This window comes from Streptomyces sp. NPDC034043, from assembly GCF_055575675.1.
Map to the genome: position 1 here is coordinate 119241 of NZ_JBVISF010000014.1, position 14755 is coordinate 133995.

15 protein-coding genes are annotated in these 14755 nt (G+C 72.4%); 11 read left to right on the plus strand and 4 right to left on the minus strand.

Annotated features, from left to right (window positions below):
* Positions 1–49: 49 nt before the first annotated feature.
* The 4 genes from ispG (at position 50) to ACZ51S_RS28330 (ending at position 4600) form a co-directional block, all read left to right on the plus strand.
* Entirely contained in the window at positions 50–1207 is a 1158-nt protein-coding gene (ispG, locus tag ACZ51S_RS28315) for a flavodoxin-dependent (E)-4-hydroxy-3-methylbut-2-enyl-diphosphate synthase (RefSeq protein WP_388941890.1), read from the plus strand.
* Positions 1208–1358: 151 nt separating this feature from the next.
* The gene (locus tag ACZ51S_RS28320; protein WP_388941887.1) at positions 1359–2201 is read left to right on the plus strand and encodes a GNAT family N-acetyltransferase; all 843 of its coding nucleotides are present in this window, start codon (positions 1359–1361) and stop codon (positions 2199–2201) included.
* A gap of 71 nt (positions 2202–2272) precedes the next feature.
* Entirely contained in the window at positions 2273–2857 is a 585-nt protein-coding gene (locus ACZ51S_RS28325) for a GNAT family N-acetyltransferase (protein WP_468477879.1), read from the plus strand.
* A 42-nt stretch (positions 2858–2899) separates the two neighbouring features.
* Positions 2900–4600, plus strand: coding sequence for a proline--tRNA ligase (locus ACZ51S_RS28330; RefSeq protein WP_468887239.1), 1701 nt, complete (start codon positions 2900–2902; stop codon positions 4598–4600).
* Positions 4601–4616: 16 nt separating this feature from the next.
* On the opposite strand, the gene ACZ51S_RS28335 is transcribed toward ACZ51S_RS28330, so the two are convergent.
* The 4 genes from ACZ51S_RS28335 to ACZ51S_RS28350 all read right to left on the minus strand — a co-directional run bounded on the left by ACZ51S_RS28335 (position 4617) and on the right by ACZ51S_RS28350 (position 7564).
* Positions 4617–5531: a slipin family protein gene (locus ACZ51S_RS28335; protein WP_468962356.1), complete on the minus strand. Its 915-nt coding sequence runs from the start codon at positions 5529–5531 to the stop codon at positions 4617–4619.
* Between the two features lie 68 nt (positions 5532–5599).
* Positions 5600–6502: an aminoglycoside phosphotransferase family protein gene (locus ACZ51S_RS28340; RefSeq protein ID WP_468803740.1), complete on the minus strand. Its 903-nt coding sequence runs from the start codon at positions 6500–6502 to the stop codon at positions 5600–5602.
* 34 nt (positions 6503–6536) lie between these two features.
* The gene (locus tag ACZ51S_RS28345; protein WP_468477874.1) at positions 6537–6980 is read right to left on the minus strand and encodes a ferritin-like domain-containing protein; all 444 of its coding nucleotides are present in this window, start codon (positions 6978–6980) and stop codon (positions 6537–6539) included.
* Entirely contained in the window at positions 6977–7564 is a 588-nt protein-coding gene (locus ACZ51S_RS28350; RefSeq protein WP_468962358.1) for a hypothetical protein, read from the minus strand. Before ACZ51S_RS28350 ends, ACZ51S_RS28345 begins: the two co-directional genes overlap by 4 nt.
* Before the next feature lie 156 nt (positions 7565–7720).
* Here ACZ51S_RS28350 and rimP point away from each other — a divergent pair, with 156 nt between their 5' ends.
* From rimP to truB, 7 genes are all read left to right on the plus strand, one after another.
* Positions 7721–8233: a ribosome maturation factor RimP gene (rimP, locus tag ACZ51S_RS28355; RefSeq protein WP_388941868.1), complete on the plus strand. Its 513-nt coding sequence runs from the start codon at positions 7721–7723 to the stop codon at positions 8231–8233.
* A 2-nt stretch (positions 8234–8235) separates the two neighbouring features.
* Complete coding sequence (nusA, locus tag ACZ51S_RS28360; RefSeq protein WP_388941865.1) at positions 8236–9237, plus strand: transcription termination factor NusA; 1002 nt, start codon at positions 8236–8238, stop codon at positions 9235–9237.
* 144 nt (positions 9238–9381) lie between these two features.
* Complete coding sequence (locus ACZ51S_RS28365; protein ID WP_388941862.1) at positions 9382–9669, plus strand: YlxR family protein; 288 nt, start codon at positions 9382–9384, stop codon at positions 9667–9669.
* A gap of 148 nt (positions 9670–9817) precedes the next feature.
* Positions 9818–12910, plus strand: coding sequence for a translation initiation factor IF-2 (gene infB / locus ACZ51S_RS28370; RefSeq protein ID WP_388941859.1), 3093 nt, complete (start codon positions 9818–9820; stop codon positions 12908–12910).
* A 153-nt stretch (positions 12911–13063) separates the two neighbouring features.
* On the plus strand, positions 13064–13357 hold the full coding sequence (locus tag ACZ51S_RS28375) for a DUF503 domain-containing protein (protein ID WP_388941856.1): 294 nt from the start codon (positions 13064–13066) through the stop codon (positions 13355–13357).
* Positions 13358–13390: 33 nt separating this feature from the next.
* A complete protein-coding gene (rbfA, locus tag ACZ51S_RS28380) occupies positions 13391–13843 on the plus strand; it encodes a 30S ribosome-binding factor RbfA (protein WP_362394283.1) in 453 nt (150 codons plus the stop codon).
* Positions 13840–14748: a tRNA pseudouridine(55) synthase TruB gene (truB, locus tag ACZ51S_RS28385; RefSeq protein ID WP_468803738.1), complete on the plus strand. Its 909-nt coding sequence runs from the start codon at positions 13840–13842 to the stop codon at positions 14746–14748. The genes rbfA and truB overlap by 4 nt, the downstream gene beginning before the upstream one ends.
* Positions 14749–14755: the final 7 nt, after the last annotated feature.

The window sequence follows — 14755 nt, forward strand, 5'->3', positions numbered from 1 at the left end:
AGCCCGCCGATCTCGGGACCTCGATCCACACCTTGGGGTTGCACAGCAGATGACCGCCATCTCTCTCGGAATGCCGTCCGTGCCGACGAAGCTTGCCGACCGCCGGGTCAGCCGCAAGATCCAGGTCGGTTCCGTGGCCGTCGGCGGCGACGCGCCGATCTCGGTGCAGTCGATGACCACGACCCGCACCTCTGACATCGGTGCCACGCTCCAGCAGATCGCCGAGCTGACCGCGTCCGGCTGCCAGATCGTCCGCGTCGCCTGCCCGACGCAGGACGACGCCGACGCGCTGGCCGTCATCGCGAAGAAGTCGCAGATCCCGGTCATCGCCGACATCCACTTCCAGCCCAAGTACGTCTTCGCGGCGATCGACGCCGGCTGCGCCGCCGTCCGCGTCAACCCGGGCAACATCAAGCAGTTCGACGACAAGGTCAAGGAGATCGCGTACGCCGCCAAGGAGGCGGGCACGCCGATCCGCATCGGCGTCAACGCCGGCTCCCTCGACGCCCGCCTGCTGAAGAAGTACGGCAAGGCCACCCCCGAGGCGCTCGTCGAGTCCGCGCTGTGGGAGGCCTCCCTCTTCGAGGAGCACGGCTTCGGCGACATCAAGATCTCGGTCAAGCACAACGACCCGGTCGTCATGGTCAACGCCTACCGCCAGCTCGCCGCCCAGTGCGACTACCCGCTGCACCTCGGCGTGACCGAGGCCGGCCCCGCCTTCCAGGGCACCATCAAGTCCGCCGTCGCCTTCGGCGCGCTGCTCTCCGAGGGCATCGGCGACACCATCCGCGTCTCCCTCTCCGCGCCGCCGGTCGAGGAGGTCAAGGTCGGCAACCAGATCCTGGAGTCGCTGAACCTCAAGCCGCGCCGCCTGGAGATCGTCTCCTGCCCCTCCTGCGGCCGCGCCCAGGTCGACGTCTACAAGCTGGCCGAGGAGGTCACGGCCGGCCTGGAGGGCATGACCGTCCCGCTGCGCGTCGCCGTCATGGGCTGCGTCGTCAACGGCCCCGGCGAGGCCCGCGAGGCCGACCTCGGCGTCGCCTCCGGCAACGGCAAGGGCCAGATCTTCGTCAAGGGCGAGGTCATCAAGACCGTCCCCGAGTCCAAGATCGTGGAGACCCTCATCGAAGAGGCGTTGAAGATCGCCGAGCAGATGGAGAAGGACGGCGTCACCTCGGGCGAGCCCAGCGTCGCCATCGGCGTCTGACCCGCACCGCCACGACCCGTCCCGGCCCGGCCCCGTCCCCGCAGCTCGCGGGACGGGGCCGGGCCTTTTCGTGACCTGTGCGACCGGGCGGGCGCAGGTCGCGGCGGGTACAGTGCGGAGATCAGCAGACTTGCATGGTGAGGCACCGGTGTTGACGCAGACCACGACCAGGGTCCTTGAACCCAGTGATCTCGACGCCGCGCTCGGCATCCTCGGACGCGAGCCCGTCGAGAACGCCTTCGTCACCTCCCGGGTCCAGGTCGCCGGGCTCGATCCGTGGCGCCTGGGCGGCGAGATGTGGGGCTGGTACGCCGACGGCGAGCTCCGCTCCCTGTGCTACGCGGGAGCCAACCTGGTCCCCGTCTGCGCCGGACCCGACGCCGTACGCGCCTTCGCCGACCGGGCCCGCCGCACCGGCCGCCGCTGCTCCTCCATCGTCGGCCCCGCCGAACCCACCCGGCTGCTGTGGCAGCTCCTGGAGCCCAGCTGGGGACCGGCCCGCGACGTCCGCGCCCACCAGCCGCTGATGGTCACCGAGCGACCGTCCGCCGAGATCGCCCCCGACCCGATGGTCCGCCGGATCCGCAAGGACGAGATGGACCTGATCATGCCCGCCTGCGTGGCCATGTTCACCGAGGAGGTCGGCATCTCGCCCATGGCCGGCGACGGCGGGCTGCTCTACCAGGCCCGCGTCGCCGAGCTCGTCGGCAGCGGCCGCTCCTTCGCCCGCGTCGAGAACGGCAAGGTCGTCTTCAAGGCCGAGATCGGCGCCGCCACCGCCGCCGCCTGCCAGATCCAGGGCGTCTGGGTGGCCCCGGAGTTCCGCGGCCGGGGGCACTCCGAGACCGGCATGGCCGCGGTCGTCGAGTACGCGCTGCGCGACGTGGCGCCCCTGGTCAGCCTCTACGTCAACGACTTCAACACCGCCGCCCGCGCCGCCTACCGCCGGGTCGGCTTCCGAGAGGTCGGCGCGTTCATGAGCGTCCTGTTCTGACCGCGGCCGGGGCGGCCGGTTTCGTCCCGGAAGCCGTACCGCGGCGCCCTACCCCGAAGTAAGGTCGCCGCATGCTGCCTACTTCCCCGGGCGACGGCCCCGCACGGCCCGCCGGTCTCCGCATCGGGCACCTCGACCTGGCCGGCCGGGTGGACGAGGCCCTGCGCGTCCAGGCCGTCGCCTTCGGGCTCAGCGAGGAAGAGGTCGGCATCCGGCGCTACATCGTCCAGCGCCACATGACCTGCCCCGGTGCCCGCGCGCTCGGCGCGTTCACCGACGACGGGGCGCTGGCCGGTTTCGTGTACGGCATGCCCAACGACCGCGGCCACTGGTGGTCCACGATCGTCGAACCCCATCTGCGGGCGGGCGGCAGCGACTCCTGGCTCGACGACTCCTTCGTCATCACCGAGCTGCACGTCCACCCCGGCTTCCAGGGCCGCGGCGTCGGCCGTGCCCTCATCACCCGGATCACCGACAGCGCCGCCGAGCCCCGCTCGATCCTCTCCGCCATCGACACCGACAGCCCGGCGCGCGGGCTGTACGCGTCCCTCGGCTACCGGGACCTGGCCCGCAAGGTCCACTTCCCGAGCGCGAGCCTGCCGTACGCCGTCATGGGCGCCCCGCTGCCCCTCCTGAGGCCGCCGCGGGCGCGCTGAATTCGTTTCGGGGCTCCGGGCCGCCCCCGATAGCCTCCCGGCATGTCCACTCACCACGTGCAGCGCATGTCCCGCCTCATGGCCAAGACCCTCCGCGAGGACCCGGCCGACGCCGAGACCCTCAGCCACCGCCTCCTGGTCCGGGCCGGCTACGTCCGGCGCAGCTCCGCCGGGGTGTGGACCTGGCTGCCGCTCGGCAAGAAGGTCCTGGACAACGTCGCGCGCATCGTCCGCGAGGAGATGGACGCGATCGGCGCGCAGGAGGTGCTGCTGCCGGCGCTGCTGCCGAAGGAGCCGTACGAGGTCAGCGGCCGCTGGTCGGAGTACGGTGACCTGTTGTTCCGGCTGAAGGACCGCAAGGGCGCCGACTACCTCCTCGGCCCGACCCACGAGGAGATCTTCACGCTCGTGGTGAAGGACCAGTGCACGTCCTACAAGGACCTGCCGGTCATGCTGTACCAGATCCAGACCAAGTACCGGGACGAGGCCCGGCCGCGGTCCGGCGTCCTGCGCGGCCGCGAGTTCCAGATGAAGGACTCGTACTCCTTCGACGTGTCCCAGGAGGGCCTGGAGGAGTCCTACCGGCTCCACCGCGAGGCCTACGTGCGCATCTTCGAGCGCCTCGGCCTGGACCACCGCATCGTGTCGGCGGTGTCGGGCGCGATGGGCGGCTCGGCGTCGGAGGAGTTCCTGGCACCGGCCGGCGCGGGCGAGGACACGTTCGTGGACTGCCCCTCCTGCGACTACGCGGCGAACACGGAGGCGGTCACCTTCGCCCCGGCGCCCGCCGCCGCGGACGCCGGCCACGCCCCGCTGGAGGAGATCCCCACCCCCGACACGCCCACGATCGAGACCCTGGCCGCGCACCTCGGCGTCCCCGCCTCCGCGACCTTGAAGAACCTCCTGGTCAAGGTGGACGGCGAGATCACAGCCGTCGGCGTGCCGGGGGACCGCGAGGTGGACCTCGGCAAGCTGGGCGAGCACCTGGCCCCGGCGGTGGTGGAGCTGGTGACGGCGGAGGACTTCGCGGACCGGCCCGACCTGGTACGCGGCTACGTGGGCCCGCAGGGCCTGGACGGGGTCCGCTACCTCGCCGACCCCCGCGTCGCACCCGGCACCGCCTGGGTGACGGGGGCCAACAAGCCCGGTACCCACGCCCTCAACGTGGTCTGCGGCCGGGACTTCGAGGTGGACCGCTACCTGGACGTGGTCGTCGTCGAGCCCGGCGACCCCTGCCCGTCCTGCGGGGCGGGGCTGAAGCTGGACCGGGCCATCGAGATCGGGCACATCTTCCAGCTGGGCCGCAAGTACGCCGACGCCTTCGGGCTGGACGTCCTCGGCAAGGAGGGCAAGCCGGTCCGCGTGACGATGGGCTCCTACGGCATCGGCGTCTCCCGGGCGGTGGCCGCGCTGGCCGAGCAGACGGCCGACGAGCGGGGCCTGCGCTGGCCCGCCTCGGTGGCGCCGGCCGACGTCCACGTGGTGGCGGCGGGCAAGGCGGGTCCGCTCGCGCTGGCGGAGGAGGCGGCCGGGGCGCTGGCCGCGGCGGGGCTGCGGGTCCTCCTGGACGACCGGCCGGGGCTGTCGCCCGGGGTCAAGCTGACGGACGCGGAGCTGATCGGCGTGCCGTGGATCCTGGTGGCGGGCAGGCGCTCCGCCGAGGGCGTCGTCGAGCTCCAGGACCGCGCCGCCGGCACCCGCGAGGAACTCTCCCTCGCCGAGGCCCTCTCCCGCCTGACCTGACCCGCGGCCGGGCCCGTCAGGAAGGCGCCGGCGATTCGGGGGGCGTGGTCTGCGACGGCGGGACGGCGGGCCCGGCGGGGTTCCGGGCCGCGGGAGGAGCGGAAGCCCCGGGAGGCACGGAAGCCCCGGGAACGGCGGGAGGCACGGAAGCCCCGGGAACGGCGGGAGGGGTGGGGGCCGCGCGTTCCAGGAAGCGCAGCAGCTCCACCGGGAAGGGGAGGACCAGGGTGGAGTTCTTCTCCGCCGCCACCGCGATCACCGTCTGCAGCAGCCGCAGCTGGAGCGCGGCCGGCTGGTCGGACATCACCGCCGCCGCCTCTGCCAGCTTGTGCGAGGCCTGGAGCTCCGCGTCCGCGTTGATGACCCGCGCCCGCCGCTCCCGGTCCGCCTCCGCCTGCCGCGCCATCGACCGCTTCATCGTCTCCGGCAGCGACACGTCCTTGATCTCCACCCGGTCGATCTGCACGCCCCAGCCCATCGCCGGACTGTCGATCATCAGCTCCAGCCCCTGGTTGAGCTTCTCGCGGTTCGACAGCAGGTCGTCCAGGTCGCTCTTGCCGATGATCGACCGCAGTGAGGTCTGCGCCATCTGGGAGACGGCGAACCGGTAGTCCTCCACCGCGATGATCGCGCTCGCGGGATCGACGACCTTGAAGTACACCACCGCGTCCACCCGCACCGTCACGTTGTCCCGGGTGATGCCCTCCTGCGCCGGCACCGGCAGCGTCACGATCTGCAGGTTCACCTTCCGCAGCCGGTCCACGACCGGCACGATCACCGTGAATCCGGGCGGCCGGATGCCCTCGCGCAGCCGGCCGAAGCGGAAGACCACGCCCCGCTCGTACTGCTTCACCACCCGCGCGGCCGCGCCCAGATAGGCCGCGACGCCGGTGGCGGCGGCGATTCCCGCTGTCAGCAGTTCCTCGACCATGACGGCCCCCCGCCGGACGGGACGTACAGGACATACCTACCTATTCACGGTATGCCCTGCGATCCGCCCTACAACCAGGCCGCGAACTCCAGCAGCAGCTCCGCGTCCCGCCGCCGTCCCGCCGCCAGCGCCCGGCAGCCCGACTCCACCGCCCGGAACACCGTCCAGCCCCGCAGCCGCTCCCGGTCCACCTCCAGCGAGTCGGCGAGCTTGTTCACCCGCCGCCGCGCCCCGGCCGCCCCCGCCGAGGCGGCGACCTGGTCCTCCAGCCGGTCCCGGACCAGCCGGGCCAGGTCGTAGGCCCGCTCGCCGACCAGCGGGTCCGGGCCCACCGTCAGCCACGGCGCCCGCTCGCCGGCCAGCACCTTGCCCTGCCGGAAGTTCCCGTGCAGCAGCAGCCCCTCGCCGGGCGCCCCGGTCAGCTCCTCCCGCAGCGCCACCGCCGTGTCCGCCAGGGCCCGCGCCTCCGGCGGCGCCGACCGCAGCAGCGCGCACTGGGCGGCGGTGCGCTCCGCCACCGTCTCGAACGGATGGCCCTGCGGCGGGGCCACCCACAGCCGGCGCAGCGTGCCGCAGGCCTCCAGCAGGGCCTTGGCCTCCGGCAGCGAACGCAGCGACACGTCCGGGTGCAGCCGCTCCAGCAACAGCGCCCCGTCCTCCTCGTGGTGCCGCGAGTCGAGGACCCGTACTGCCCCGAAGCCGCCCCAGTGGGCGAGCGCGGCCAGCTCCCGGCCGGGAGCGGCCCCCGGCGGCGCCAGCTTCAGGACCGCCGGGGTGCCGTCGGGGTAGCGGACCAGCAGCACCACACTGCTGCGCCCGCCCGGGGTCTGGACCCGCTGCGCCGTCACGTCCCGCCGCTTCAGCGCCTCCTCGGCGAGCTCGGGCACGCGCTCCAGCCACTCCGTGTCCCGCTCGGTCGGCGGCAGCTCGCCGAGCGCCCGTACGAGCCGCTGCGGCGGTTCGAAAGCCATGCGTGCGTGGTCCCTTTCAGCCGGTACGGGCCCCCTACGAGCGTTCCGTGAGCCCAGGGAAGGCTACGCCGACACCGCGCCAGCGCGCCGCGCGCACGGCCGCGGCGCTCAGCGCGTCAGCCGCCTCGCGGCGCAACTGGCCGCCCGCCGACCGCACCAGGTCCGAGTACGCGCCCGCCACCCGGTCCTCGATCACGGCGGCCAGCCGCTCCGTGTCGGCCGGGGTGCGCAGCTCGAAGGGCAGGGCGTACGCGGCCTCGGCGGGCTGCGGCGCGCCGCCCAGCTCCCGCACGGTCCGGGTCAGCCGGTCGCGGCGGGCCAGGTGGCCGGCGTACGCCTCCCGGGCCTCGGTCGCCCGGGCGGGCGCGACCCGCGCCCCGATCACCCCGTACCCGTACGCGGCCGCGTGCTCGGCGGCCAGCGCGGCCTGGGCGGCCCGCAGGGCCCCGCCGGGGGAGGGGGAGGGCGAGGGCTTCACGAGGCGGCTCCCGGGGTGGAGGTCAGCAGATAGGCGTGGACGGCCCCGCAGGCCGCCACCGAGGCGAGCATCCGGGCCAGCTCCCCGGGGGCGCCGGCCAGGGCGATGGTCCGGGCCTCCGACAGGCTCCGTTCGGCGTCCGCGAGCGCGCTCAGGGCCTCGGCCGGCTGCTGCGGAACCGGTTCGCCGCCCGCCGCGGGCGCACCGGGAGCGCCGGGAGCGGGCGCCGCGGCCCCGGACGCGGCGGCGGAGGGCGGACCCGGCCGGGCGGCCGGCTCACGGGCCGCCGGGCCCGCGAAGGCCAGGGCCGCGGTGTGCGCCGCGACGGCGGCGCGCAGCGGCGCGAGCCGCCCGGCGAGCCCGGGATGGGCCGCCGCGGTGGCGTCGTAACGTTCCAGCAGTCGCTCGCTGTCACGAACGGCGTCCTCCCGCATCCGCCGTTCGAGCGGAATCCCGCCGTCGGTACCGGAGGCCTCACCGTCACCGGTGCACCCGGTGAGCAGCACGGCCCCGGCCGCACCGGCGGCTCCGGCGAGCAGGCTCCTTCGTGAGGGCGAGGGCCTCAAAGGCGTGGTCCAGGGCACGGCGGCGTCCTCGGGGGGTGATGGCGGGGCAGGTGTGATCACGGTACCCGGGGGTCCCGTCCGGAGCGCGGACGGCAACACCCTCCGCGACCGGATACCCTTTGACCTGACACGACGGAAAACCACAACAGCACACGCGGCCGAGGAGTCACCCGGATGAGCACGACCCAGAGCGACAGGCTGCGCGGACTGCTGGAGCCACTCGTCGCCGCCAAGGGCCTGGACCTCGAGGACATCGAGCTTTCCAAGGCGGGCAAGCGCCGGATGCTGCGCATCATCGTGGATTCCGATGAGGGTGTCGACCTGGACGAATGCGCCGAGCTGAGCCGTGAGATCTCCGACCGGCTCGACGAGTCCGATGTGATGGGCGAGGACGAGTACAACCTCGAAGTCAGCTCCCCGGGCGCGGACCGCCCGCTCAGCGAGCACCGTCACTACGTTCGGGCGATCGGCCGCCTCGTGAAGTTCCAGCTGTCCGCCGAAGGTGGAAAGGATGCCGGCGAACTGGTCGCCCGCATCCTCGGCGTCGACGACGAGGGCATGGACCTCGAAATCCCGGGTGTGAAGGGCCGCAAGGCGACCGCCCGTCGTATCGCTTTCACCGACATCGCCAAGGCGCGAGTCGAGATCGAGTTCAGCCGCAAGGACAAGAAGGAAGAGGAGGCGTAGCCGTGGACATCGACATGAGTGCCCTGCGGGGTCTGGTCCGGGAGAAGGAGATCTCCTTCGACCTGCTCGTCGAGGCGATCGAGTCGGCCCTCCTCATCGCGTACCACCGCACCGAGGGCAGCTTCCGGCGCGCCCGTGTCGTGCTCGACCGCACCAACGGTCACGTGGTCGTGTGGGCGACGGAGGACCCGAGGGACCTCGAAGAGGGGCAGGAGCCCAAGGAGTTCGACGACACCCCGTCGGACTTCGGGCGGATCGCCGCGACGACCGCCAAGCAGGTGATCCTCCAGCGTCTGCGCGACGCCGAGGACGACCTGACCTTCGGCGAGTTCGCCGGCCGCGAGGGCGACGTCATCACCGGCGTGGTCCAGCAGGGCAAGGACCCCAAGAACGTCCTCGTCGACATCGGCAAGCTGGAGGCCATCCTGCCGGTGCAGGAGCAGGTCCCGGGCGAGGAGTACACGCACGGTCTCCGCCTCAAGGCGTACGTCGTGCGGGTGGCGAAGGGTGTCCGCGGTCCGTCCGTGACCCTGTCGCGCACCCACCCCAACCTGGTGAAGAAGCTCTTCGCGCTGGAGGTCCCGGAGATCGCCGACGGCAGCGTCGAGATCTCCGCGATCGCCCGCGAGGCGGGCCACCGCACCAAGATCGCCGTCCGGTCCACCCGCTCGGGCCTCAACCCGAAGGGCGCCTGCATCGGCCCGATGGGCGCCCGCGTGCGCAACGTGATGGCCGAGCTGCACGGCGAGAAGATCGACATCGTCGACTGGTCGGACGACCCGGCGGAGATGGTGGCGAACGCCCTCTCACCCGCCCGGGTGAGCAAGGTGGAGGTCGTCGACTGGGACACCCGGTCCGCCCGGGTGACCGTGCCCGACTACCAGCTGTCGCTGGCGATCGGCAAGGAGGGCCAGAACGCCCGCCTGGCCGCCCGGCTCACCGGCTGGCGCATCGACATCCGGCCCGACACCGAGGTGCCCGCCGACGCGGACGCCCGTGCCTGACCGGGAATAAACCGCTACCCGCCGGAGGTTCCCGGCGGGTAGACAGGTACTCCGGGAGTCCCGGAGCACCGAGTGGATCACGACGACATCCGTTCGATTTTTCGCCTGAAGGGGTGAGGTCGGTACGGGGAGGTAGACTTAGGCGTGTCTGGCCGGACGCAAGCCCGCGCATGCCCCGAACGCACCTGTGTGGGGTGCCGGGAGCGAGCGGCCAAGAGCGATCTGCTGCGGATCGTGGCGATCGGGGACGAATGCGTCCCCGATCCTCGCGGTACGCTGCCCGGCCGGGGTGCCTACGTGCACCCCGCCGTGGTCTGCCTCGACCAGGCGGTCCGCCGCCGGGCGTTCCCCCGGGCCCTCAGGTCCGCCGGAGCGCTCGACACGGAGGAACTGCGCAAAGCCCTGGCGGCAACGGCCGAGGCGACACCGTAAGAAGTAGTACGGCACGGAAACCCCGTGCGGTCAGGTACCTCGCGAGTTGGAAGTAGGTCGAGATTGCGATGAGCACTCGATGAGTACGCGATGAGTACGCCCATGAAGTAGCGACGGTCCGGCGTAACCCGGACCTAAAAGGAGCGAAGTGGCTAAGGTCCGGGTATACGAACTCGCCAAGGAGTTCGGAGTCGAGAGCAAGGTCGTCATGGCCAAGCTCCAAGAACTCGGTGAATTCGTCCGTTCGGCGTCCTCGACGATCGAGGCGCCGGTTGTACGCAAGTTGACTGACGCACTGCAGGGGCCCGGCGGCAACGCCGGCAAGTCCGCTGCGAAGCCCGGCGCGCCCCGCAAGGCCGCGCCCGCCAAGCCCGCGGCGCCCTCCCCGGCCGCCGCGGCACGTCCCGCCGCCCCCAAGCCCGGCGCACCGGTGGCCCCCAAGCCCGCCGCCGCCGAGGCCCCCGCGGCCACCCCGGTGACTCCGGCCGCCCCCGGCCCGCGTCCCGGTCCCAAGGCTCCCGCCCCGAAGCCCGCTCCGGCGGCTCCCGTGGCGACCGAGTTCTCCGCGCCCCCGGCGGCTCCCGCCGCCCCGGCGCGTCCCGCCGCGGCCCCCGGCCCGCGTCCGGCGCAGCAGCGCCCGGCCGCCCCGGGTCAGGGTGCCCGTCCCGGCGCCCCGCGTCCGGCCGGCTCCACCCCCGGCGGCCAGGGCCAGCGCCCGGCCGGCGGTTCCCAGGCCCCGCGTCCCGGCGGTGCCCGTCCGGCCGGTCCCCGTCCGGGCAACAACCCCTTCACCTCCGGCGGTTCGACCGGCATGGCGCGCCCGCAGGCGCCCCGTCCGGCCGGCGCTCCCCGTCCCGGTGCCCCCGGCACCGGCGGCCAGGGTGCCCCGCGTCCGCAGGCCGGCCCCGGCGGCGCCCCGCGCCCGCAGGGTCCCGGCGGCGCCCGTCCCACCCCGGGCGGCATGCCCCGTCCCCAGGGCGGCGCTCCGCGTCCGGGTGGTGCTCCCGGTGGTAACCGTCCGAACCCGGGCATGATGCCGCAGCGTCCCGCTGCCGGTGGTCCCGGTCCCCGTCCCGGCGGCGGCCCCGGTGGCCGTGGTCCCGGTGCCGGTGGCCCGCGTCCCGGTGGTGGCGCCGGTCGTCCCGGCGGCGGCTTCGCCGGCCGTCCGGCCGGTCCGGGCTCCCGCCCGGCGGGCGGCGGCTTCGGCGGCCCGCGTCCGGGTGGCGGCGGCTTCGGCGGCGGCCCGGCCGGTGCCGGTGGCGGCGGTCGTCCCGGCTTCGGTGGCCGTCCCGGTGGTCCCGGTGCCCGTGGTGGCACGCAGGGCGCCTTCGGCCGTCCCGGCGGTCCGGCCCGTCGCGGCCGCAAGTCCAAGCGCCAGCGTCGCCAGGAGTACGAGGCCATGCAGGCCCCGTCGGTCGGCGGCGTGATGCTGCCGCGCGGTGGCGGCGAGACCGTGCGCCTGTCGCGCGGTGCCTCCCTCACCGACTTCGCGGAGAAGATCAACGCCAACCCGGCGTCGCTCGTCGCCGTGATGATGAACCTCGGCGAGATGGTCACCGCCACGCAGTCCGTCTCCGACGAGACCCTGCAGCTCCTCGCGGGCGAGATGAACTACACCGTTCAGATCGTCAGCCCGGAGGAGGAGGACCGCGAGCTCCTCGAGGGCTTCGACATCGAGTTCGGCGAGGACGAGGGCGGCGAGGAGTTCCTGCTCCCGCGTCCGCCGGTCGTCACCGTCATGGGTCACGTCGACCACGGTAAGACCCGACTGCTCGACGCCATCCGCAAGACGAACGTCGTCGCGGGCGAGGCCGGTGGCATCACGCAGCACATCGGTGCGTACCAGGTCTCCACCGAGGTCAACGACGAAGAGCGCCGCATCACCTTCATCGACACCCCCGGTCACGAGGCGTTCACCGCCATGCGTGCCCGTGGTGCCAAGTCGACCGACATCGCGATCCTCGTGGTCGCGGCCAACGACGGCGTCATGCCGCAGACGATCGAGGCGCTCAACCACGCCAAGGCCGCCGGCGTCCCGATCGTCGTCGCGGTCAACAAGATCGACGTCGAGGGTGCCGACCCGACCAAGGTGCGCGGTCAGCTCACCGAGTTCGGTCTGGTCGCCGAGGAGTACGGCGGCGACACGATGTTCGTCGACATCTCCGCCAAGCAGGGTCTGCACATCGACTCCCTGCTCGAGGCCGTCGTCCTCACCGCCGACGCCTCCCTCGACCTGCGCGCCAACCCCGAGCAGGACGCTCAGGGTATTGCGATCGAGTCCCACCTCGACCGCGGCCGCGGTGCCGTCGCCACCGTCCTCGTCCAGCGCGGTACCCTCCGCGTCGGCGACACGATGGTCGTGGGCGACGCCTACGGCCGAGTGCGCGCCATGCTCGACGACAAGGGCAACAACGTCGAGGAAGCGGGTCCGTCGACCCCCGTCCTGGTCCTGGGTCTCACCAACGTCCCCGGCGCCGGCGACAACTTCCTCGTCGTCGACGAGGACCGCACGGCCCGCCAGATCGCCGAGAAGCGGGCGGCGCGCGAGCGCAACGCCAACTTCGCCAAGCGCGTCCGTCGCGTGTCCCTCGAGGACCTCGACTCCGTGCTCAAGGCCGGTCTGGTCCAGGAACTCAACCTCATCATCAAGGGCGACGCGTCCGGTGCGGTCGAGGCTCTCGAGTCCTCGCTGCTCCAGCTCGACGTCGGTGAAGAGGTCGACATCCGGGTCCTGCACCGCGGTGTGGGTGCGGTCACCGAGTCCGACATCTCGCTGGCGATGGGCTCCGACGCCATCGTCATCGGTTACAACGTCCGTGCGGCCGGCCGTGCCGCGCAGATGGCGGACCGCGAGGGCGTCGACGTCCGGTACTACTCGGTGATCTACCAGGCCATCGAGGAGATCGAGGCGGCCCTCAAGGGTCTGCTCAAGCCGGAGTACGAAGAGGTCGAGCTCGGTACGGCGGAGATCCGCGAGATCTTCCGCTCGTCCAAGCTGGGCAACATCGCCGGTGTCCTGGTCCGCTCGGGCGAGGTCAAGCGCAACACCAAGGCGCGGCTCCTGCGCGATGGCAAGGTCATCGCCGAGAACCTCACCATCTCCGGTCTGCGCCGCTTCAAGGACGACGTCACCGAGATCCGCGAAGGCTTCGAGGGCGGTATCAACCTCGGTTCCTTCAACGACATCAAGATCGACGACGTCATCGCGACGTACGAGATGCGCGAGAAGCCCCGCGCGTAAGCGCGAGGCACATCGCACCGTGTCGTAACCCCGGGGCCGGTCGGCGGAATATCCGTCGATCGGCCCCGGCCGTTGCGTGTACGGTTCTGGTGACCCTGCCGAGCGTCGGCCGGCAGGCCACCGAACCCGCACCGGCGGGATATCCGGAACTGCATGTACGTGGGGACTCTGTCCTTCGATCTGCTCCTCGGCGACGTCCACTCGCTGAAGGAGAAACGCTCCGTCGTCCGGCCCATCGTCGCCGAGCTCCAGCGCAAGTTCGCGGTGAGCGCGGCCGAGGTGGGAGACCAGGACCTGCACCGCAGGGCCCGTCTGGGGGTCGCCCTGGTGAGCGGGGACGCGGCATTCGTATCGGACGTGCTCGACCGCTGTGAGCGGCTGGTCGCGGCGCGTCCGGAAGTGGAGCTGCTGTCGGTGAGACGGCGGTACCACGGTGATGAAGACTGATTGCTTGTCTGCAACAAAGAAGGAGACGGACCAGTGGCCGACAATGCGCGGGCGAAGAAGCTGGCGGACCTCATCCGGGAGGTGGTGGCCGAGAAGCTGCAGCGCGGAGTCAAGGACCCCCGCCTCGGTACGCACGTGACCATCACGGACACCCGGGTCACCGGCGATCTGCGGGAGGCCACGGTCTTCTACACGGTCTACGGCGACGACGAGGACAGGGCCAGCGCGGCAGCGGGCCTGGAGAGCGCCAAGGGCGTACTGCGCTCCGCGGTCGGCCGGGCGGCGGGAACCAAGTTCACGCCCACCCTGACCTTCGTCGCGGACGCCCTCCCGGAGAACGCCAAGACCATCGAGGACCTCCTCGACAAGGCACGGGCCTCCGACGCCCAGGTGCGCGAGGTGTCCTCCGGCGCGAAGTACGCCGGCGACGCCGACCCGTACAAGAAGCCGGGCGACGAGGACGACGAGGACGCAGCCGCGGAATGAGCACCAACGCAGGGAAGACTCCGGACGGCCTTGTCATCGTCGACAAGCCGTCCGGCTTCACTTCGCACGACGTGGTCGCCAAGATGCGCGGGATCGCCAAGACCCGACGCGTCGGCCACGCCGGCACCCTCGACCCGATGGCGACGGGCGTCCTCGTCCTCGGCGTCGAGAAGGCCACCAAGCTCCTCGGCCACCTCGCGCTGACCGAGAAGGAGTACCTCGGCACCATCCGGCTCGGGCAGAACACCCTCACGGACGACGCCGAGGGCGAGATCATCTCGTCCGCCGACGCCTCCGGGGTGACCCGCGAGGCCGTGGACGCCGGCATCGTCAAGCTGACCGGCGACATCATGCAGGTCCCGTCCAAGGTCAGCGCCATCAAGATCAAGGGCGTGCGCTCCTACAAGCGCGCCCGTGACGGCGAGGACTTCGAGATCCCGGCCCGGCCGGTCACCATCTCGTCGTTCCAGGTGTACGACATGCGCGAGGGCGAGGCCGAGGACGGCACCAAGGTCGTCGACCTCGTCGTCTCCGTCGTCTGCTCCAGCGGTACGTACATCCGCGCCCTCGCCCGCGACCTGGGTGCCGACCTGGGCGTGGGCGGCCACCTCACGGCGCTGCGGCGCACGCGGGTGGGCCCGTACAAGATCGACCGGGCGCGCACGCTGGACCAGCTCCAGGAGGAGCTGACCGTCATGCCGATCGGCGAGGCGGCCGCCGCCGCGTTCGCGCGCTGGGACCTGGACGCCCGGCGGGCCTCGCTGCTCGCCAACGGCGTGCGGATCGAGATGCCGGACGCGTACCAGGACGGCCGGACCGTCGCCGTCTACGGGCCGGAGGGCAAGCTGCTCGGGCTCGTGGAGAGCAAGGGCGGCAAGGCGAAGTCCCTCGCGGTCTTCGTCTGACACCCGC